Annotated in this window: 15 protein-coding genes, 8 tRNA genes and 2 rRNA genes; 24 read left to right on the top strand and 1 reads right to left on the bottom strand. The window is 43.5% G+C overall.

Annotated features, from left to right (window positions below; genetic code table 11):
* Window positions 1-54 precede the first annotated feature (54 nt).
* From ACZ5B7_RS20235 to ACZ5B7_RS20215, 5 genes are all read left to right on the top strand, one after another.
* Window positions 55-1,173, top strand: a complete 1,119-nt coding sequence (locus tag ACZ5B7_RS20235; RefSeq protein WP_464490780.1) for a DUF2515 domain-containing protein — start codon at window positions 55-57, stop codon at window positions 1,171-1,173.
* Window positions 1,106-1,552 (top strand): CBO0543 family protein, encoded by a 447-nt coding sequence (locus ACZ5B7_RS20230; protein ID WP_464490779.1) that lies wholly within the window; start codon window positions 1,106-1,108, stop codon window positions 1,550-1,552. The genes ACZ5B7_RS20235 and ACZ5B7_RS20230 overlap by 68 nt, the downstream gene beginning before the upstream one ends.
* Before the next feature lie 199 nt (window positions 1,553-1,751).
* Window positions 1,752-2,192 (top strand): peptidylprolyl isomerase, encoded by a 441-nt coding sequence (locus tag ACZ5B7_RS20225; protein ID WP_464490778.1) that lies wholly within the window; start codon window positions 1,752-1,754, stop codon window positions 2,190-2,192.
* A 102-nt stretch (window positions 2,193-2,294) separates the two neighbouring features.
* The gene (locus ACZ5B7_RS20220) at window positions 2,295-3,080 is read left to right on the top strand and encodes a divergent polysaccharide deacetylase family protein (protein ID WP_464490777.1); all 786 of its coding nucleotides are present in this window, start codon (window positions 2,295-2,297) and stop codon (window positions 3,078-3,080) included.
* Between the two features lie 127 nt (window positions 3,081-3,207).
* On the top strand, window positions 3,208-3,960 hold the full coding sequence (locus ACZ5B7_RS20215; RefSeq protein WP_464490776.1) for an exodeoxyribonuclease III: 753 nt from the start codon (window positions 3,208-3,210) through the stop codon (window positions 3,958-3,960).
* Window positions 3,961-4,014: 54 nt separating this feature from the next.
* Here ACZ5B7_RS20215 and ACZ5B7_RS20210 read toward each other — a convergent pair whose 3' ends face one another.
* Window positions 4,015-4,152: a hypothetical protein gene (locus tag ACZ5B7_RS20210; RefSeq protein WP_423798731.1), complete on the bottom strand. Its 138-nt coding sequence runs from the start codon at window positions 4,150-4,152 to the stop codon at window positions 4,015-4,017.
* A gap of 393 nt (window positions 4,153-4,545) precedes the next feature.
* Between ACZ5B7_RS20210 and ACZ5B7_RS20205 the strand changes: the two genes are divergently transcribed.
* From ACZ5B7_RS20205 to ACZ5B7_RS20115, 19 genes are all read left to right on the top strand, one after another.
* Window positions 4,546-6,095, top strand: a 16S ribosomal RNA gene (locus ACZ5B7_RS20205).
* Between the two features lie 205 nt (window positions 6,096-6,300).
* Window positions 6,301-9,237 (top strand): 23S ribosomal RNA (locus ACZ5B7_RS20200).
* Together the 16S and 23S rRNA genes with 7 tRNA genes alongside form the textbook arrangement of a ribosomal RNA operon.
* Before the next feature lie 246 nt (window positions 9,238-9,483).
* Window positions 9,484-9,570 (top strand) — tRNA-Leu (locus tag ACZ5B7_RS20195).
* 13 nt (window positions 9,571-9,583) lie between these two features.
* A tRNA-Gly gene (locus ACZ5B7_RS20190) sits at window positions 9,584-9,658 on the top strand.
* Between the two features lie 5 nt (window positions 9,659-9,663).
* A tRNA-Leu gene (locus tag ACZ5B7_RS20185) sits at window positions 9,664-9,752 on the top strand.
* A gap of 98 nt (window positions 9,753-9,850) precedes the next feature.
* Window positions 9,851-9,926: transfer RNA gene (locus tag ACZ5B7_RS20180), tRNA-Ala, on the top strand.
* 18 nt (window positions 9,927-9,944) lie between these two features.
* Window positions 9,945-10,018: transfer RNA gene (locus ACZ5B7_RS20175), tRNA-Met, on the top strand.
* Window positions 10,019-10,043: 25 nt separating this feature from the next.
* Window positions 10,044-10,128 (top strand) — tRNA-Tyr (locus tag ACZ5B7_RS20170).
* Between the two features lie 5 nt (window positions 10,129-10,133).
* Window positions 10,134-10,204, top strand: a tRNA-Trp gene (locus tag ACZ5B7_RS20165).
* A gap of 137 nt (window positions 10,205-10,341) precedes the next feature.
* A complete protein-coding gene (locus ACZ5B7_RS20160; protein ID WP_464490775.1) occupies window positions 10,342-11,109 on the top strand; it encodes an NUDIX hydrolase in 768 nt (255 codons plus the stop codon).
* Between the two features lie 153 nt (window positions 11,110-11,262).
* Window positions 11,263-11,336: transfer RNA gene (locus tag ACZ5B7_RS20155), tRNA-Ile, on the top strand.
* A 107-nt stretch (window positions 11,337-11,443) separates the two neighbouring features.
* Window positions 11,444-12,253, top strand: a complete 810-nt coding sequence (gene mutM, locus ACZ5B7_RS20150) for a bifunctional DNA-formamidopyrimidine glycosylase/DNA-(apurinic or apyrimidinic site) lyase (RefSeq protein WP_464490774.1) — start codon at window positions 11,444-11,446, stop codon at window positions 12,251-12,253.
* 166 nt (window positions 12,254-12,419) lie between these two features.
* Window positions 12,420-13,055, top strand: coding sequence for a helix-turn-helix transcriptional regulator (locus ACZ5B7_RS20145; protein ID WP_423798729.1), 636 nt, complete (start codon window positions 12,420-12,422; stop codon window positions 13,053-13,055).
* Window positions 13,056-13,077: 22 nt separating this feature from the next.
* Window positions 13,078-13,893 carry a pyruvate, water dikinase regulatory protein gene (locus ACZ5B7_RS20140; RefSeq protein WP_423798728.1) on the top strand — a complete coding sequence of 272 codons (816 nt, stop codon included), beginning with the start codon at window positions 13,078-13,080 and terminating at the stop codon, window positions 13,891-13,893.
* A 3-nt stretch (window positions 13,894-13,896) separates the two neighbouring features.
* Window positions 13,897-16,566 (top strand): pyruvate, phosphate dikinase, encoded by a 2,670-nt coding sequence (gene ppdK, locus ACZ5B7_RS20135; RefSeq protein ID WP_464490773.1) that lies wholly within the window; start codon window positions 13,897-13,899, stop codon window positions 16,564-16,566.
* 305 nt (window positions 16,567-16,871) lie between these two features.
* Window positions 16,872-17,063 (top strand): YbxH family protein, encoded by a 192-nt coding sequence (locus ACZ5B7_RS20130; RefSeq protein ID WP_464490772.1) that lies wholly within the window; start codon window positions 16,872-16,874, stop codon window positions 17,061-17,063.
* A 106-nt stretch (window positions 17,064-17,169) separates the two neighbouring features.
* Window positions 17,170-17,253 carry a putative holin-like toxin gene (locus tag ACZ5B7_RS20125; RefSeq protein ID WP_423802648.1) on the top strand — a complete coding sequence of 28 codons (84 nt, stop codon included), beginning with the start codon at window positions 17,170-17,172 and terminating at the stop codon, window positions 17,251-17,253.
* A 203-nt stretch (window positions 17,254-17,456) separates the two neighbouring features.
* Entirely contained in the window at window positions 17,457-20,042 is a 2,586-nt protein-coding gene (locus ACZ5B7_RS20120; RefSeq protein WP_464490771.1) for a DEAD/DEAH box helicase, read from the top strand.
* Window positions 20,043-20,187: 145 nt separating this feature from the next.
* Window positions 20,188-21,456 carry a glycosyl hydrolase family 18 protein gene (locus ACZ5B7_RS20115; protein WP_464490770.1) on the top strand — a complete coding sequence of 423 codons (1,269 nt, stop codon included), beginning with the start codon at window positions 20,188-20,190 and terminating at the stop codon, window positions 21,454-21,456.
* The last annotated feature ends 78 nt before the right edge of the window (window positions 21,457-21,534 follow it).

Raw genomic sequence — 21,534 nt, 5'->3', positions numbered from 1 at the left:
TAGGCTATACATATTCCTATTGTGCAAGGACCATTCGTATTGGGGGTATTTGCCTTGTTTTTTTGGAGGAATCGTGACAAACGGCCGCTAGAAATCATCCGGGCAGAATTAAGAAAAAAAAATAAAGGGGCAGCTGTGGTCCAGATCCCGTTAACAGGGAGAGATCAAGTTCTTTTAGAAAATATAAAAAAGGTAACAGCAAAACATAACCTTAATAATGTCACAAGGACAAAAGCCTACCTTGATTTCTATCTCCAGTACCCAGATATCCAATGGGCGTTTTTGGGTCATATGGTTTCACGAAACGGTGGGTACAACATGACCGATTTAAAAGGGGAATTTTTAACGAAACTGCTATCAAAAAAAGAAAGAGATTCGTTTTTTTCTTTTTTGGAGAGAGGTAATTGGCTGATTTTCCAGGATGTTTATCCGCAATTTCTGCTTTATGAGGAAAGTCTGCGCAGGGGTAAACCAATGTTTTATATGCTTTCGCATTTAAATGTTTCGACCTTTATGGAAACGATTTGGAATCACTTTTGGGAGAATCATGACCGCTATATTCATTGTATTGCAATGGTAATTAACGAACAGAGTTACTTGGAAAAAAGGGTGGTTCAAAATCTGGTTTACCAGAAAGAGGTATTAAATAAGTTTGAATTTTTTCTACAGGACGTGCTTTCCTTCAACCATATTCTATTTCCTTATGGGGATGGCGGGCTGAAGGGCAAGACGCTTCATCAATTTGAATCCCTGCATGAACGGATTTTACTTGGGAAAAGGTTATATTCCGTTCTTTTTAAAAATAAAGATTTTCATATACAAGCTTTGGAATGGGCAAAATTGCATCCGCATACTGGATCGCGAAAGGATTATTGGCCGCATCTTTTTAATAATGTGAATGAGGGGACACCCGGCATAGCTTATCCGCTGCGCCTGAAATCCTGCAGGCTTAGAAAGGGAGCAAGAAGATTTTACAGCCCGAATCTTGAAAATGCTTGGAAAAATGTCAGCCAGACGGAAGCGGAGCCTGGGGATTGGTTTGAAGACTGGCGTGTTGCGGATTATTTAGTGGACGATATGGAAATGATGGACGGGGAGATAAGGGATGAATACTGTAAAACACTTGAACGGCTCGAAATCGCAGCTCTTGCCAAAAAGACGATTAACTTTTAAGCATGTGTTGGTTGGCGGGGTGCTCGGCTCATTAATAGGAACTTATTTGGATCTTTATTTTGTAGGGAAGGGAATGTATGAGTTTACGTTTCGCCCGCTAGCGGACGTTTTTTCCATAAATATCGGATTTACGCTTGTGGTGCTTCCGATATTTATGGCCGTTTTTTTATATGTGATTGCTGGTTTGAATAAATGGGGGAGGATGGGTGTAATCCTGTTTGCCAGCTTATTGATACCCATTCTAGAAAAATTAGCTGAGTTTCTTGGCTTGTTTAAGCATGCGGTGGAGTGGGAGCACATTTACACTTTTTTTGGGTATCTTTTATTTTTATCAGCGGTAACGATGTTTTTTCAATGGCTGGAAAAAGAAGAAAAATAAAAAAGCCGAGACAAAGTCTCGGCTGCCCCTTCCGTCCGTACAGTGGTTAAGTGTCCCGCAACAAGCGAATGTTCGGAAGGGGTGAGATTATTTTAACACACTTCTGTAAGAAATATAAATGGGCAAATGTGCCAATACTTTCTTTTCTTTAATGAAAAGTGTATGATTAAGATGATTTTTTACATAAGGAGTGTTTGATATGGCTAAAAAGGGATACATATTGATGGAAAATGGCGCGAAAATCGAGTTTGATTTATTTCAAAACGAAGCGCCGGGGACAGTTGAAAACTTTGAGAAACTGGCGAACTCTGGTTTTTACAATGGAGTTATTTTTCACCGAGTAATTCCGGGCTTCGTATCTCAGGGGGGTGACCCTACAGGAACAGGAATGGGTGGTCCCGGCTACACTATCAAGTGTGAAACGGAAGGCAATCCACATAAGCATGTACCTGGTTCACTTTCCATGGCTCATGCGGGAAGAGACACTGGCGGCAGCCAATTCTTTATCGTTCATGAATCACAGCCGCACCTAAATGGTGTCCATACTGTTTTTGGGCAAGTAACTTCTGATCTTGAGGTCGTAAGATCAATGAGAAACGGTGACACCATGAAAGAAGTACGCGTTTTTGATGAAGAATAATTTTTTACGGGAGAGCTGATTTTTAGCTCTCTTTTTCTTTGGACTAATAAAGTGTAACAAGGGGAAAATATCTTTAATAACTCAGATACGGGGGTCTTTATATTGAAGAAATTCGTGGTTTTTCTCCTTTTACTATTGGTTCTTCCTATTAATACAAAAGTGATTGCAAAGGAATCAGAGGCAAAAAACCTTAAAGCGGCCATTATTATTGATGACTTTGGGGGCTGCGTCAAAGGGGCGAGTGACTTTCTAGAAGGAGATGTACCTATTACAGCTGCGGTCATGCCTTTTACCGACAACTCGAAAAAACACGCGCAATTGGCTCATAAAAATGGCTTTGAAGTCATGATTCATTTGCCGATGGAGCCTAAAAGAGGGAAACGATCATGGCTTGGACCTAAACCCATTACCGCGGACCTATCCCCAAAGCAAGTAAGAGAACGTGTTTTAGAGGCTGTTAAGAGCGTTCCGTATGCTGTCGGACTTAATAATCACATGGGCTCGCTGGCCGTGGAGAATGAAAATATTGTCCGCGCAATTGTCGAGGTAGCGAAGGAAAAAAATCTATATATCGTTGACAGCGGCACTAGCAGCAAATCGAAATTCCCTAAGATTGCAGCCGAAATGGGTGTTCCTTTATTAAAGAATGATGTCTTTCTGGATGATATTACATCCCCCGCACATGTCCGAAAACAGATGAACCTGCTGGCAAAAAAGACAGAGATAAAAAGAAAGGCTATTGCAATTGGCCATGTTGGAGTGACTGGGAAAGTCTGCTCGAATGGAATTTTGCAGTCGATGGACGAATTTAAAAAGAAGAATATCAAAATTGTTCCTGTATCACAGCTTTTTGACTATCAATTAATTGAAAAGAAATTTATCCCCTAATAAAGGCAGCGATTCGTTGCCTTTTTCCATTTATTTTCTGAACAAAATCCTTTCCGTGTGTCACCTAAAGCTGATACAATGACCTTTATTAAATAGAATAAGAGTCATAAGGGAGTAGGATCATTAAATGAAACTAGTTTCATGGAATGTGAACGGTCTTAGAGCTTGTGTGAAAAAAGGCTTTTTGGAATATTTTCATGAGGTTGATGCGGATATCTTTTGTATTCAGGAAACGAAATTGCAAGAAGGGCAAATTAGTCTGGAGTTAGATGGCTATCATCAATACTGGAACTATGCCGTTAAGAAAGGTTATTCAGGTACGGCTGTTTTTACAAAAGCTGAACCGTTATCAGTTAAATATGGAGTGGGACAGGAAGATGATGAAAATGAAGGTCGAATTCTTACATTAGAATTCCCTGATTTTTTCTTGGTCAATGTATATACACCAAACTCCCAGAGAGACTTAGCAAGGCTAGGGTACCGTTTGGAATGGGAGGTGCGGATTCTTCAGCATCTGCAAGAGCTGGATAAGATAAAGCCTGTTGTCTTTTGCGGCGATTTAAATGTTGCCCACATGGAAATTGATTTAAGGAATCCGAAATCAAATGTAGGGAATTCAGGTTTTACAGACGAAGAACGTGCTAAAATGTCAACACTTCTGGAGGCAGGATTTGTCGACAGCTTCCGACATTTCTATCCGGATAAAGAGGGAGCTTATACGTGGTGGTCATACATGAATAAAGTTCGAGAAAGAAATATCGGATGGCGGATTGACTACTTCATCGTCTCGCAAACTTTAGGTGAGCGTTTAAAAAATGTTGATATTCACGCTCATGTTATGGGTAGTGATCATTGTCCTGTAGTGCTGGAAATACATTAAGGATTAAGGTTAAAAAAACCCTTTGTCATGGTTTGGCAAAGGGTTTTTTTAACCTTAAATTTCATTAAGAGGTGTTCCCAGTTCGTCAAATTCAGGATTCTTATCTGAATCGGTTGAATTGCCTAGTTGTTCTTGAGCGCTTGAGTCGACGAAATCTGTATCATTTTCTTTTTTCATTGGATTGAAATTCAAATTAACAGCCCCTTCCTAGAGAAAAATTACTTAAGTATTTTTTCCCAAGCAGAAGAAAACTAAACGTTTTTAAAAATAAAAATTACTATTTGAAATGAACTTTTATCATAGTTAAAAATAGCAGTTGACGAACATTCATTTGAGTAGTAATATAAACATTGTCGCTGATGCGAGATAGTTGGAAGAAAAGTTCTGTTTCATCAATTATCTTGATGAAGGTTGACAAAGAGAAGGCATTATGTTAATATAACAAATGTCGCTAATTGATAGATTAGTAGATAGTTCTTTGAAAACTAAACAAACAAAAACGTCAACAAACAATAATTATCATGTTTCTTCTACTAAATAGAAAACATGAGCCAACGTAACATTTTTGAGCTAATCAACTCAACTTTATTGGAGAGTTTGATCCTGGCTCAGGACGAACGCTGGCGGCGTGCCTAATACATGCAAGTCGAGCGAATCACTGGGGCGCAAGTCCCGCTGGTTAGCGGCGGACGGGTGAGTAACACGTGGGCAACCTGCCTGTAAGACTGGGATAACTTCGGGAAACCGGAGCTAATACCGGATAATTTCTTCCCTCACATGAGGGAAGGTTGAAAGTCGGTTTCGGCTGACACTTACAGATGGGCCCGCGGCGCATTAGCTAGTTGGTGAGGTAACGGCTCACCAAGGCGACGATGCGTAGCCGACCTGAGAGGGTGATCGGCCACACTGGGACTGAGACACGGCCCAGACTCCTACGGGAGGCAGCAGTAGGGAATCTTCCACAATGGACGAAAGTCTGATGGAGCAACGCCGCGTGAGCGATGAAGGCCTCCGGGTCGTAAAGCTCTGTTGTCAGGGAAGAACAAGTATCGGAGTAACTGCCGGTACCTTGACGGTACCTGACCAGAAAGCCACGGCTAACTACGTGCCAGCAGCCGCGGTAATACGTAGGTGGCAAGCGTTGTCCGGAATTATTGGGCGTAAAGCGCGCGCAGGCGGTCCTTTAAGTCTGATGTGAAAGCCCACGGCTCAACCGTGGAGGGTCATTGGAAACTGGGGGACTTGAGTGCAGAAGAGGAAAGCGGAATTCCACGTGTAGCGGTGAAATGCGTAGAGATGTGGAGGAACACCAGTGGCGAAGGCGGCTTTCTGGTCTGTAACTGACGCTGAGGCGCGAAAGCGTGGGGAGCAAACAGGATTAGATACCCTGGTAGTCCACGCCGTAAACGATGAGTGCTAAGTGTTAGAGGGTTTCCGCCCTTTAGTGCTGCAGCTAACGCATTAAGCACTCCGCCTGGGGAGTACGGCCGCAAGGCTGAAACTCAAAGGAATTGACGGGGGCCCGCACAAGCGGTGGAGCATGTGGTTTAATTCGAAGCAACGCGAAGAACCTTACCAGGTCTTGACATCCTCTGACACTCCTAGAGATAGGAATTTCCCCTTCGGGGGACAGAGTGACAGGTGGTGCATGGTTGTCGTCAGCTCGTGTCGTGAGATGTTGGGTTAAGTCCCGCAACGAGCGCAACCCTTGATCTTAGTTGCCAGCATTCAGTTGGGCACTCTAAGGTGACTGCCGGTGACAAACCGGAGGAAGGTGGGGATGACGTCAAATCATCATGCCCCTTATGACCTGGGCTACACACGTGCTACAATGGATGGTACAAAGGGCAGCGAAGCCGCGAGGTGGAGCCAATCCCATAAAACCATTCTCAGTTCGGATTGCAGGCTGCAACTCGCCTGCATGAAGCCGGAATCGCTAGTAATCGCGGATCAGCATGCCGCGGTGAATACGTTCCCGGGCCTTGTACACACCGCCCGTCACACCACGAGAGTTTGTAACACCCGAAGTCGGTGGGGTAACCGTAAGGAGCCAGCCGCCTAAGGTGGGACAGATGATTGGGGTGAAGTCGTAACAAGGTAGCCGTATCGGAAGGTGCGGCTGGATCACCTCCTTTCTAAGGATAATGCAGTCCTTATGGACTGATAAGATGTTGACTGTTTTCTGTTTGTTTAGTTTTGAGGGAATTATTTCTCTCAAAGCTTTTTTTGTTCGTTCTTTGAAAACTAGATAATCGTAAAAGAAGAAGTAACCAAGTAAGAACCGAGTAATCGCCATTTTAGTTTTTCTCTCTTATTTTCAAGAGTAAGTAAAACCTTTTAGGTTAAGTTAGAAAGGGCGCACGGTGAATGCCTTGGCACTAGGAGCCGATGAAGGACGGGACTAACACCGATATGCTTCGGGGAGCTGTAAGTAAGCGCCGATCCGGAGATTTCCGAATGGGGAAACCCACTGTTCGTAATGGAGCAGTATCTTTACCTGAATACATAGGGTATTGAAGGCAGACCCGGGGAACTGAAACATCTAAGTACCCGGAGGAAGAGAAAGCAAACGCGATTCCCTGAGTAGCGGCGAGCGAAACGGGAACAGCCCAAACCGAAAGGCTTGCCTTTCGGGGTTGTAGGACACTCAACATGGAGTTACAAAGGAACGGAGTAGATGAAGCGGTCTGGAAAGGCCGGCCATAGAAGGTAAAAGCCCTGTAGTTGAAACTTCGTTCCCTCCTGAGTGGATCCTGAGTACGGCCGGACACGTGAAATCCGGTCGGAAGCAGGGAGGACCATCTCCCAAGGCTAAATACTCCCTAGTGACCGATAGTGAACCAGTACCGTGAGGGAAAGGTGAAAAGCACCCCGGAAGGGGAGTGAAAGAGATCCTGAAACCGTGTGCCTACAAGTAGTCAGAGCCCGTTCATGGGTGATGGCGTGCCTTTTGTAGAATGAACCGGCGAGTTACGATTGCATGCGAGGTTAAGTTGAAGAGACGGAGCCGCAGCGAAAGCGAGTCTGAATAGGGCGAATTAGTATGTAGTCGTAGACCCGAAACCAGGTGATCTACCCATGTCCAGGGTGAAGTCCAGGTAACACTGGATGGAGGCCCGAACCCACGCACGTTGAAAAGTGCGGGGATGAGGTGTGGGTAGCGGAGAAATTCCAATCGAACTTGGAGATAGCTGGTTCTCTCCGAAATAGCTTTAGGGCTAGCCTCACGTAGTTAGAGTCTTGGAGGTAGAGCACTGTTTGGACTAGGGGCCCTCATCGGGTTACCGAATTCAGACAAACTCCGAATGCCAATGACTTATCCGTGGGAGTCAGACTGCGAGTGATAAGATCCGTAGTCAAAAGGGAAACAGCCCAGACCACCAGCTAAGGTCCCAAAGTATACGTTAAGTGGAAAAGGATGTGGAGTTGCTTAGACAACCAGGATGTTGGCTTAGAAGCAGCCACCATTTAAAGAGTGCGTAATAGCTCACTGGTCGAGTGACTCTGCGCCGAAAATGTACCGGGGCTAAACGTATCACCGAAGCTGTGGGTGGACACCTCATGGTGTCCGCGGTAGGAGAGCGTTCTAAGGGCGTTGAAGCTAGACCGTAAGGACTGGTGGAGCGCTTAGAAGTGAGAATGCCGGTATGAGTAGCGAAAGATGAGTGAGAATCTCATCCACCGTATGCCTAAGGTTTCCTGAGGAAGGCTCGTCCGCTCAGGGTTAGTCGGGACCTAAGCCGAGGCCGAAAGGCGTAGGCGATGGACAACAGGTTGATATTCCTGTACCACCTCTTTATCGTTTGAGTGATGGGGGGACGCAGGAGGATAGGGTAAGCGCACTGCTGGATATGTGCGTGCAAGCAGTTAGGCTGGTGAATAGGAAAATCCGTTCACCGAACAGGCTCGAGCTGTGATGCCGAGGGAATTATAGTACCGAAGTTCCTGATTCCACACTGCCAAGAAAAGCCTCTAGCGAGATAAAAGGTGCCCGTACCGCAAACCGACACAGGTAGGCGAGGAGAGAATCCTAAGGTGAGCGAGAGAACTCTCGTTAAGGAACTCGGCAAAATGACCCCGTAACTTCGGGAGAAGGGGTGCTTTTTGGGGTGAATAGCCCCGAAGAGCCGCAGTGAATAGGCCCAGGCGACTGTTTAGCAAAAACACAGGTCTCTGCAAAGCCGCAAGGCGAAGTATAGGGGCTGACGCCTGCCCGGTGCTGGAAGGTTAAGAGGAGGGGTTAGCGTAAGCGAAGCTCTGAATCGAAGCCCCAGTAAACGGCGGCCGTAACTATAACGGTCCTAAGGTAGCGAAATTCCTTGTCGGGTAAGTTCCGACCCGCACGAAAGGCGTAACGATCTGGGCACTGTCTCAACGAGAGACTCGGTGAAATTATAGTACCTGTGAAGATGCAGGTTACCCGCGACAGGACGGAAAGACCCCATGGAGCTTTACTGTAGCCTGATATTGAATTTTGGTACAGCTTGTACAGGATAGGTAGGAGCCTGAGATGCCGGAGCGCCAGCTTCGGTGGAGGCGTCGGTGGGATACTACCCTGGCTGTATTGAAATTCTAACCCGCACCCCTGATCGGGGTGGGAGACAGTGTCAGGTGGGCAGTTTGACTGGGGCGGTCGCCTCCTAAAGTGTAACGGAGGCGCCCAAAGGTTCCCTCAGAATGGTTGGAAATCATTCGCAGAGTGTAAAGGCACAAGGGAGCTTGACTGCGAGACCTACAAGTCGAGCAGGGACGAAAGTCGGGCTTAGTGATCCGGTGGTTCCGCATGGAAGGGCCATCGCTCAACGGATAAAAGCTACCCTGGGGATAACAGGCTTATCTCCCCCAAGAGTCCACATCGACGGGGAGGTTTGGCACCTCGATGTCGGCTCATCGCATCCTGGGGCTGTAGTCGGTCCCAAGGGTTGGGCTGTTCGCCCATTAAAGCGGTACGCGAGCTGGGTTCAGAACGTCGTGAGACAGTTCGGTCCCTATCCGTCGTGGGCGCAGGAAATTTGAGAGGAGCTGTCCTTAGTACGAGAGGACCGGGATGGACGCACCGCTGGTGTACCAGTTGTCTTGCCAAAGGCATCGCTGGGTAGCTATGTGCGGACGGGATAAGTGCTGAAAGCATCTAAGCATGAAGCCCCCCTCTAGATGAGATTTCCCATAGCGTCAAGCTAGTAAGATCCCTGAAAGATGATCAGGTTGATAGGTCAGAGGTGGAAGCGCGGTGACGTGTGGAGCTGACTGATACTAATCGATCGAGGACTTAACCAAAATCGAAAAGCGGAAGCGGCCGGTTAGCAACGTATGGCCTGGAGGACTTTGACTGAGATAAAGGAAACACGATGAGCGAAGCGAATCGATGTTGACTTATCGTAGGGAAAAGACCGAAGGACACTAGTTGCTGGACGCTGGAGCTAGACAATTATCAATGTAAAATGGTAACTCGTTCTTATCATACTTCTTCTTTATTATCTAGTTTTGAGGGAATGAAATCCCAATAATCAATATTATTACTTTGCGGGTGTGGCGGAATCGGCAGACGCGCTAGATTCAGGTTCTAGTGGTAGTAATACCGTATGGGTTCAAGTCCCTTTACCCGCACCAAAAAGATCAAAATGCGGAAGTAGTTCAGTGGTAGAACACCACCTTGCCAAGGTGGGGGTCGCGGGTTCGAATCCCGTCTTCCGCTCCAAACATGCCGGGGTGGCGGAACTGGCAGACGCACAGGACTTAAAATCCTGCGGTAGGTGACTACCGTACCGGTTCGATTCCGGTCCTCGGCACCATTTTCATTACGGGAAATAGCTTAGCTTGGTAAAGCACTACGTTCGGGATGTACGGGTTGTTAACTTCGAATCCTGTTTACCCGATTATCTAAAAGTATGGGGCCTTAGCTCAGCTGGGAGAGCGCCTGCTTTGCACGCAGGAGGTCAGCGGTTCGATCCCGCTAGGCTCCACCATTTTCATATTTTATTTTTGGCGGTGTAGCTCAGCTGGCTAGAGCGTACGGTTCATACCCGTAAGGTCGGGGGTTCGATCCCCTCCGCCGCTATTATTTTTTTTGCAAAATTTATAATGGAGGGGTAGCGAAGTGGCTAAACGCGGCGGACTGTAAATCCGCTCCCTCAGGGTTCGGCGGTTCGAATCCGTCCCCCTCCACCATTTATAGGGGCATAGTTTAAAGGTAGAACTAAGGTCTCCAAAACCTTCAGTGTGGGTTCGATTCCTACTGCCCCTGTCTATAGATTTTAAAAAGAACGCCTTCTGAATATTTTCAGGAAGGCGTTTTTTGTGCTAAATTGTATTGAACTAACAAATGGAACCTATTTCATTAAAACGCGTAAACTGGTGTAATTCAATGAAAAGGGGAAAAAAATGTTTTATGTAAGAGAAGTTTATCTGCTTGTTCCTGATAAGGTAAGTGATTTCAATGAAATTTTTGATGAACTTATTTATCCGGCTAAAATAAAAAGTGGGGCAAAAATTATCGGCCGCTGGATGACAAAAGGGAAAGAGGAAGTAACGATTATCTGGGAGTATCCGAGTCATAAAGAATATATAAAAATTGAAGAGCGTGTTATTAAAGATGAGTTGTATAAACAATTACAAAACCGCATTTCAAGTATAGACGAAATTTTTATAGATACTCGAAAAGACTATTTATCTTCATTGGGGGAATATACAAAAACAAAACAGACGATAACGGTTAGTGGGTATATTACAAATGAGAACCAAGAAACTTTATTAGTAAAAACGTATTGGAGAGCAGATACGTGGGAACTTCCTGGTGGTGGCGTTGATGAAGGAGAAACTTTAGACATGGCACTTGTTCGGGAGATTTTTGAGGAAACAGGCATTCAAGTTGAGTTGATTGGAGTATCGGGTGTGTATTCAAATGGAAGTACTGTTTCAATTGTTTTTCTTGGAAAGTATGCAGGCGGTGAGCCTAAAACATCCAAGGAGACCAAGGAAGTTCGATTCGTCAAACTCGATTCTTCCAATGTTTCACACTATATTAAGAGAGGTAAATTTATTCCCAGGGTGAAAGATGCAATGGAGGGAAATTGGGCTCCCTATGAAGCTTTCAAGGTCCGTCCATATGAATTATTAAAAAGAATGGAAGGTAATTTTGAAAAGGATTAAGTAATGTGCTGCCCGATTGACGCTGTGAACCTATTATAAATTTCTATTCAGCGCGCCAATTATCAAAATAATGAAAAAGACTGTGATATTTATCGACAATTAAAAGAATTCCTGTTATAATTATATACGTCTTTGATAATTATTTTTTATTATGGGCCTATAGCTCAGCTGGTTAGAGCGCACGCCTGATAAGCGTGAGGTCGATGGTTCAAGTCCATTTAGGCCCACTTCAATAGAGTAACTGTTTAAAACCGAGTCGATATGATTCGGTTTTTTTATTTGATTTTACCCGTTTTGGATAGCATAAAGGAAAAGAGTTTTGGAGGAAGACATTATGCCTGAACTGCCGGAAATGGAAAACTATAAGATTCTTTTAAGCCAAATGATTGCAGGTAAAACCATTACCGATGTCCAAGTTAACCGTGAAAAATCAATAAATGTGAATCCCGAACTTTTTAAAAGAACCGTACTTAATCAAAAAATAACCACCATCAATCGAAGGGGGAAACACCTTCTTTTTCAACTCCAAAATGGGCAGGTTCTGTTATTGCATCTAATGCTCGGCGGATGGATGTTTTATGGACAGGAAGCAGATAAACCTAAACGAACGATACAGGTTCAGCTTTCTTTCGGAAATGAACATTTATACTTTATTGGTCTGCGTCTGGGATATCTTCATTTATATTCCCATCAGGAAGCAGAAGAAAAACTTTCCCATCTAGGGCCGGAACCACTGAACAGCAGTTTTACACTAGATGAATTTATTAAACGAATTGGCAGCAAGCATGGCCGTTTGAAGACCACACTTTTGGATCAGGAGTTTATTGCAGGAATTGGCAATTGCTATTCTGCTGAAATCTGCTTTGATGCAAAAATTTTACCTACCAAAGACATTGATGACATTAATCCACCTAGCCGTTCACAATTGTTTCAATCGATGAAAAAAATTCTCCAAGTGGCCATTCAGAATGGTGGTTACATGGAAAATCCGATTTTCAAGGGTGATAAAAAAACGGGCGGTTTTAATCCACTATGCCAAGTATACGATCGCGAGGGAGAGAAATGCCGACGTTGCGAGGCAACAATCAAAATGGAAACAATCTCTTCCCGAAAAACTTTTTATTGTCCAGATTGTCAAAAGTAGTACTGTATCCTGCCGATTTCCGACGGGTTTTTTTATTAAAAGAAAAAATTAGCCAATTTGTCAAAATTATTGTTTCCGAATTTGTTTAAATGTACTATACTATATACAAATAAGTATAGCACATTTAAATATATATAACATATTTATTGTGAATAAGGTGGTGCTAATGATTAAACTCACCAAGCGTCAGGATGAAATTCTGCAGATTGTAAAGGAAAATGGCCCGATAACCGGTAAAGAAATTGCAGAGAAGCTTTCTGTTACCAGAGCGGCATTAAGACCGGACCTTGCAATCTTGACCATGTCTGGCAGTCTGGATGCCAGACCGCGTGTAGGCTATTTTTTTAATGACAAATTAGAAGTAAAACGGCAGGCGAAGAAGTTTATTCATCAAAAGGTATCTGATTTTAAGGCACATCCAATCGTGGTTGAAAAATCAACTTCTGTTTATAATGCGATTGTCCAGTTATTCCTCGAGGATGTTGGAACACTTTATGCGGTGGATACAGAAGGAAATTTGGCAGGAGTGATTTCCCGAAAGGATTTGCTCAGGGCTGCACTTGGGAACAAAAATCTGCAGGAATTGCCCGTAAGTGTCATTATGACAAGAATGCCTAATATTATCACGATTAATTCAGAGGAAACCTTGCTCGAAGCGGCCAAAAAAATGATTAATTTTCATATTGACTCCTTACCGGTAGTAAAGGAAGTCAATCATAAAAATAATACATATTTGTTGTTAGGGAGAATTACCAAAACGACAATAACAAAGGCCTATTTAGAATTTATGGAAGAAAAATAGATTAAGGGGAGTTGCTGCGATTTTGGTACAAAAGGAAGTTGTCTACGTAGTATCTGACTCGGTTGGTGAAACAGCTGAGCTCGTTGTAAAAGCGGTGGCAACACAGTTTAATGGTGGACAGGTAGAAATTCGCCGAAACTCATATGTAGACGACATTGAAGACATTGAAGATGTGATTATTTTGGCAAGAAAGGACCATTCCATCATTGCCTATACCATCGTTATTCCGGAATTAAAAGATTATTTAGATAAGCGTGCCATGGAAGAGGGGATAATGGCAGTGGACCTCCTCAACCCATTAATGAATGCATTTGCAACAAGGTTTAATAAACAGCCCCACCGCCAGCCTGGCCTAATGAGAAAATTAGACGAAGAATATTTCCGCAAAATCGAGGCGATTGAATTTGCCGTGAAATATGATGATGGGCGGGACCCAAGAGGCATTATGAAGGCCGATATTGTTTTAATCGGTGTGTCCCGGACTTCAAAAACGCCGCTGTCCATGTACCTTGCCCATAAGCGTTTTAAAGTGGCCAATGTGCCGTTAGTTCCAGAAGTGCCTCCACCAGATGAACTTTTTAAAATACCGAGAAAAAATTGTATCGGTTTAATTATTTCACCAGATAAATTAAATGAAATTCGCACTGAGCGCCTAAAAGCACTTGGGCTGGGCTCAAAGGCGAATTATGCAAGCTTCCAGAGAATTCTCGACGAACTAGATTATGCCGAAAAAATTATGAAACGCGTAGGCTGTCCAATCATAAATGTTTCGAATAAAGCGATTGAAGAAACTGCAGGATTAATTTTAGACGTTTTGAAAAAAGAGAGGAGCTTTTAAAACATGGGAAAATTCGTTTATTTATTTCATGAAGGCCATGGCAACATGCGTGATTTACTTGGGGGAAAGGGAGCGAATCTAGCAGAAATGACAAGAATCGGCCTGCCGGTTCCTTATGGTTTTACCATTACAACGCAAGCTTGTAATGCTTACTATGAATCTGATAAAACCATTCCAGCTTTAGTAGAATCCCAGACATTAGAGGCGTTAAGACTTTTGGAAGAAAAAATGGACAAAAAACTCGGTGACCCGCAGAATCCTTTACTTGTTTCTGTTCGATCCGGTTCAGTTTTTTCTATGCCTGGGATGATGGATACCATTTTAAATCTGGGGATGAATGACGAAACTGTTGTGGGTTTGGCAGCATTAACGAATAATCCACGATTTGCTTACGACTCTTATCGCCGTTTCATTCAAATGTTCAGCAACGTGGTCCTTGAAATTGATACGTATTATTTTGAACAATATTTAGAAGAGACACGCGAACACAAGGGGTATACCTCTGACCCTGATATGACTGCTGAAGACTGGAAGGAAGTCATTGTTGGCTATAAGGAAATTGTCAAAAAGCATACGCGTAAGGACTTCCCGCAAAATCCGAAAGAGCAGCTTTTCCTTGCCATCAATGCGGTATTCAATTCTTGGAATAATCAACGGGCGATTGTTTACCGCCGCTTAAATAAAATCCCGGATCACCTTGGAACGGCCGTTAATATCCAAAGCATGGTGTTTGGTAATATGGGGAACGACTCAGGTACAGGTGTTGCATTTACAAGAAATCCTTCCACCGGTGAGCATGTGCTTTATGGGGAATACTTAATAAACGCTCAAGGTGAAGATGTTGTTGCCGGTATCCGTACCCCACAGCCAATTGCCACCCTTAAGGACGAAATGCCAGGCGTTTACCAGCAGTTTTCTGACACATGCCATCGCCTTGAGCAGCATTACAAGGAAATGCAGGATATTGAATTCACAGTGGAACGCGGGAAGCTGTTCATCCTTCAAACTCGGAACGGAAAACGTACCGCCCAAGCAGCTATCCGCATAGCGGTTGAGATGGTGGAGGAAGGAATTATCGATAAAAAGACAGCGCTGCTTCGTGTTGATCCTGACCAATTAAACCAACTGCTGCACCGCCGAATCGATGACAAAGCTGAAAGAAGAATATTAGCTAAAGGTTTGCCGGCATCACCAGGCGCTGCAACCGGCCGGGTTGTTTTTGATGCCGATGAAGCGGAACAATTAGGAAATGAAGGTAAAAAGGTTATCCTTGTTTCTCCTGAAACGACGCCAGATGACATCCATGGTATGGTTGCAGCACAAGCTATTTTAACTAGCCGCGGTGGAATGACAAGCCACGCTGCCGTGGTTGCCCGGGGTATGGGGAAAGCTTGTATTTGCGGCTGTGAAGCCTTAAAGATTGACATGAAAGCAAAACAATTCAGTGTGGGTGACACGGTTGTTAAACATGGTGATATTATCACGGTTGATGGTTCAACAGGTGAAATTATGCTTGGTGAAATCCCAATGATCGACCCTGAATTATCTGACGAGTTCCAGCAGCTTCTTGCTTGGGCAGACCAAGAACGCAAAATAGGTGTCCGTGCCAATGCCGATAATCCTGAGGATGCTAAGAAATCATTTGAATTCGGTGCCGGCGGAATTGGATTGTGCCGGACAGAGCATATGTTTATGGATTTAAAGAGGATTCCAATCGTTCAAAAAATGATTTTAGCAGAAACCTATAGTGAGAGAATGGAAGCACTTGAAGAACTTTTACCGATGCAGCAAGGTGACTTTGAGGGAATTTTCGAAGCAATGCAAGGTCTTCCTGTAACGATTCGTTTATTGGATCCACCGCTTCATGAATTCTTACCAAATAAAGAAGAACTTTTAGTAGAAGTAACAAAGCTGCAAATTCTCAATCCGGATTCTGAAGAGTTAAAGCAAAAAGAACTGCTGCTGAAAAAGGTTCGCCAGTTGGATGAGTTCAATCCAATGTTGGGCCACCGCGGTTGCCGTCTTGGCATGATACATCCGGAAATTTATGATATGCAGGCAAAGGCGATTTTCTACGCTGCTGCTAGAGTAGCGGAAAAGGGCTTGGTAGTCCAGCCTGAAATCATGATTCCACTTGTTGGCCACGTCAATGAATTGAAGCAAATGCGCCAGTTGGTTGTCGATGCGGCTGTACGTGTCCAGGAAGAAACGGGCAAGGTCATTGACTACACGATTGGTACGATGATTGAGATTCCGCGTGCTGCACTTACTGCAGACCAAATCGCCGAGGAGGCTGATTTCTTTTCCTTCGGAACCAATGATTTAACGCAAACAACATTCGGCTACAGCCGTGATGATGCAGAAGGGAAATTCTTGCAGGCATACATTGAAAACAAGGTACTGCCAGAGAATCCGTTTGCTGTTCTTGACCAGGATGGTGTTGGTAAGCTTGTGGAAACCGGCGTTAAGCTTGGCCGTGCAACAAAACCTTCTTTAAAAACAGGCATTTGTGGGGAACATGGCGGAGAGAAAAGCTCAATTGATTTCTGTTACCGGACTGGTTTGGATTATGTCAGCTGCTCGCCATACCGGGTGCCGCTAGCACGTTTGGCTGCTGCACAGGCTACCATTCGCCATGAAGCAAATCGGGAGGAAGTTTATACAACTGCATAAGTTAATTGTGAGGGCGGCACTGTTTATGGTGCCGTTCTTTTTTGTCCCTTGCCTGTTTTGTTTTGATTCGCTGATAGAACGCTTAAATTCGCTGATAGAAGTCCAGAATTCGCCGATAGAACCTTGAAATTCGCTGATAGACCTGTAATATTCGCCGATAGCAGGTTTGCACCTAGACAAAAATCCTTTAAACCTAAAAATTCATCCTAAGAATATAATCTTTTTAAACGAAACTTGGTTTTTATAAGGGTTTAGCGATATATTTTTTGCAAATACTATGAAAAAACTTTAAAGGGGCCATAAAAATGGGGGCAATTGAACGCAGCGGCTTTCGGTTTGTACCGGAATATAGTGTAATCCAGCAAAATGGGGCGATTCACGTCTACAATAGGGATGAGTTTATTGAGGAAATCCAATTTCAGTTTGCCGGGAAGTTTCCGGAATTGGACCAAATTGAGGAATTAGTGGACAAGTATTGCGAGTTACATAATATTTAGGGAACGCTTGTTCGTTTTGGTTTTTAATGGTATAATCTAAATTGCAATAGAATAGGACTTCTCAAGGGTGGGCGGCACATCTCCGAATGAAAGGGGGTGATGCTGTTTGACAGTATTTCAGGCCTTGATGTTAGCTGTCTCGTTTGCCAGCCTGATTATCGCCATTCTGTCTTTTCACCAAAAAAAATAATCCACCCTTGAGCCGGCAAGCATAAGCGGTGGATTTTTGCCCTTCTTTTGCCGAATCCCCTTGATGGGAACCAGCTATTGCATGGCCGAGCGAGTACCTGTCGTCATGCTCGGTCTTTTTTACTATATGCACTTCTTACTGAACATTATACATAACATTTTTGCAAAAAGAAAGAAAATATCTATATTAAAGAAGGGATTTATATGAGCAAGCTCGAAGCTATTTACCCTCAAGCAATTGAACATACGAAACAAAAAGTATTGCAGGATATGGAACGTTATTTTGAATACAGTGAAACGCTGCCTTCTTTTGAGCAATACCTGGCAGACAGAGGCCAGTACATTGGACAAATTTGGATCAATGTGTGGCTAAACAAAGTAACGAACGATGTCTCGAAAAATGAAAAGAAGCAATTTTTGAGTGAAAAAGAATACGAGGTCCAGGGTGTTGACCGAAAGCTGATAAACAAGCTGTTTCGTGATGAAATGAGGTTGTATCAGCCTTTCGATACGCTTACCTGGGTTATTGAAAACTTTAAAGGACATGAGGAAGATTGGCAAACACGCTTTGAGCAGGCAAAAGAAAACTTCCTAATTAGGGAGCAAGAAAGGCTGCTTGAAGAAGAAAAAGCAGAATTTCGTGAAGCAATAGAAGACGAAGCGGCTGCCATCATCGAAGAACAATATACTCGTTTTTACTTATATGTACGCCAATTCACAGCAAAGCAATTGGCAGCCGATTTTGAATCGAGTACAAAATTTCAGTCTATAGATCGTGTAGCTCTGGAGGAGAAATTAGTCTCTGAAGGTTCGTTTAATTCGTTTTCATATCAAACGGTTGCTGATTTTTTCGAGGAATTGACCGGTGATATCCATAAACCTCCTCACGAGTGGGGGCGAAGCTATTTTGAATATGAGACCTACTACTATGTATATGAAAGCTTGATTTCGGATTATCTTTCAGAATTACTGCCTAATAAAGTATTACAGGCATTGCCTGCGGATTTGAAAGATAGGTATCATGAGGCTTTTATAAAGCCGCTCACGGCAGCATTTGTTAAAGAATGTATGATTAATGTGATTTATGATGTAATTGGTTATTATTTAGAGGACATCCAAGAAGAATACGTTGCCGACTTATTGAAGCTTGTCGATATCCCATTTGATGAGGAAGTTCACCGGAAGCTGCTTGATCAAGATTTTGAGGAAAGAGAAAGAAAACGGGCAGAAGAGCTGGCAGAGCTGGACAGGAAAAGGGCCGAGGAAGAACGGATCATGAGGGATATTTTCGGTACGGAATATGACCCTTCCCTTAACTTACGTCACATCCGCTATGTCCTGCATATTGGCGAAACAAACACAGGCAAAACACATCATGCCTTAGAGCGGATGAAACAGGCCGAGAGTGGCCTCTATTTAGCTCCACTAAGACTTCTGGCACTTGAGGTATTTGATAAATTGAATGCTGAAGGCACACCGTGTAACCTGAAAACAGGAGAAGAAGAGAAGGTTGTCCTTGGTGCTGGCCATATTTCCTGTACGGTTGAAATGTTTCATGAAAAGGAATATTACGAAGTCGTCGTGATTGATGAGGCTCAGATGATAACCGATAAGGACCGCGGCTTTTCTTGGTATAAGGCCATCACCAAAGCAAATGCGGAGGAAGTCCATATCATTGGCAGCCGCAATTCGAAGGAAATGCTGCTTGAGCTTTTAGGTGATTCCGATATCACGATTAATGAATATAGCCGAGATACCCCTCTTGAGGTGGAATCGAAGGAATTTCATATTAAACATATTAAAAAAGGGGACGCTCTTATTTGTTTTTCAAGAAGACGGGTATTGGAAATGGCATCTCGGCTGCAAAATGACGGCCATTCGGTCAGCATGATATATGGCAGCATGCCCCCGGAAACAAGGAAAAAACAAATTCACCTTTTTAATGAAGGAAAAACAAAGGTGATTGTCGCGACGGATGCCATCGGGATGGGCTTGAACCTGCCGATTCGCAGGATTGTTTTTCTCGAAAATGAAAAATTTGATGGAACGAGAAGGCGGCTTTTAAATTCTCAGGAAGTGAAGCAAATAGCTGGCCGTGCCGGACGGAAGGGGATTTATGATGTCGGTAAGGTGGCCTTTACTAATGATATTAAAAAAATGAAGATTTTACTCTTGCAGGAGGATCGTCCGGTCCAGACGTTTGCTATCGCTCCCACGTCGTCCGTTTTTGAACGTTTCCAACGCTATTATCATGATTTGGAAACATTCTTTGTACTGTGGGAAAAATTTGAAAGCCCAAAAGGGACGAAGAAGGCTTCCTTGTCAGAGGAAAGGTCACTATACAGAAAAATCGCCGGGAGTGAAATCGAAGCGCGATTGACACTGACAGACTTGTACGGCTTTTTGCATCTGCCGTTTTCCAAAAATGAACAAGCGCTTGTGAAGCAGTGGGAAGATACAATGTATGCAATTGTTCAGGGGAGGGAGCTTCCGGAACCAATTGTAAAGGAAGGCAGTCTAGAGGAACTGGAATTAAGCTATAAAGCAATCGGTCTCCATTTATTATTTTTATACAGGTTGGGTGAGCGGACCGAAGCTAGCTATTGGGAACGTCTGCGTGAGGAAATCAGTGACAAGGTCCAGGAAAGGTTGAAAACCGACATCAAGAAATTTGTGAAAAAGTGCAAGAACTGCGGCAAAAAGCTTGCCTGGGACCATCCATTTCCAACCTGTGATGCCTGTTACCGTGCTCGGTTTAAAAAATATTGGCATGATGAGGATGAGTTTTAATTTTAAAAGGCCTGGTTTGGGGCCTTTTTTATTTTGGCCGAAAATAAGAGGCAAGGATGTTAGCAGTAAAAATAGAGCGTTTATTTTGCCGATATTAGTATTTTAAGCTAAATTGCCCATATGATGTTAGAAAGGAGGGGGATTTATGACTGTTCATGTGGTTCAAACCGGAGAAGATTTATGGGCTATTTCAAACAAGTATAGTGTTCCAATTGAATCCATTCTAAATCTTAATGGGCTAGTAGCCGCATCTGTCGTTGTTCCAGGCCTTGCCCTCTACCTTCCAGATAACCTTCCTCATATTAGATTCTATCGAATTAAAGCGGGTGACCAAATTGGGAATTTGGCTTTTCAATTTCATACGGTTCCGTCCTCTATTTTAGCTGCAAACCCAGGTATTCAACCAGATCAACTTCATATTGGTCAAATCGTTAATATTCCATCTCCACTTAAATTACAAATGGCTGCCCTCGGATTTATTTTGCCATCTTCTGAAAGCGCTAATATAATTACCTTGAATTCGATTGCCGGTCAGCTTAGCTATCTTGCTGTTGTAGCATATTCTTTTACTGACGAAGGATTTGCCTATAGGGAAATAGAGGATGCAGCACTTGTCGAAAGATGTAAACAATTAAAAATAAAACCGCTATTAATGATCCGAAATTTTACACTTGCCGGCTTTAGTCCAGATTTAGCAGGCAGGGTGCTTGAAAACATAACATTTCGGCGGAATTTAGTAGCTAGCATTCTCAACCTTGTTAAGCAGCGGGGATTCGAAGGAGTGAGTATTGATTTTGAATTTATTCCTCCTGCAAGAAGGAGGGATTTTATTTCTTTTTTAACAGAAATAAAAAGGGGTTTAGGGGACCATTTTCTCCACGTGAATGTTCATGCAAAAACAGAGGATATCCCAACTAATCGAATTATTGGGGCCTATGACTATGCGGCAATCGGACAGGTGGCCGATATGGTTGCGGTTATGACAATTGATTATGGATATCCCGGCGGCCCGCCTGCTCCCATTGCCCCAATAACATGGATGGAGCAGGTCATTCAGTATTCCATTTCCCAAATCCCCCCACGAAAACTGCAAATGGCTATTGCCTTGTATGGTTATGATAAAGCAGTCAGCACGAATGCCACAAAAGCTATGTCCGTTCTTGCCGCCCAAAATCGGGCAATCTCAACTGGTTCCCCTATTCAAATTGACCTTTCTGCAAAATCGCCCTGGTACCGCTATTGGAGTGGTGTGGAAGAACGGATTGTCTGGTTTGAAGATATCAGGAGCTTGATTGAAAAGTATCGATTGCTTGATATTTATCAATTAGCTGGAACAACATTTTGGCAAGTCACCCTTCCATTTCCACAAAATTGGGCTTATATAAGGGACCATATAGCTGTTATTAAAACTTAATCGTCTTATACAGTTTGCCTATGTACATTTATTTTTAAGAGGTTTTGGACAAACTCTAAGGAAAAAAGAAAGGATGGA

This window comes from Neobacillus sp. S1115 (genome assembly GCF_055385565.1).
Note: the sequence above shows the minus strand (reverse complement) of the source record. Positions and strands in the feature narration are given on the sequence as shown.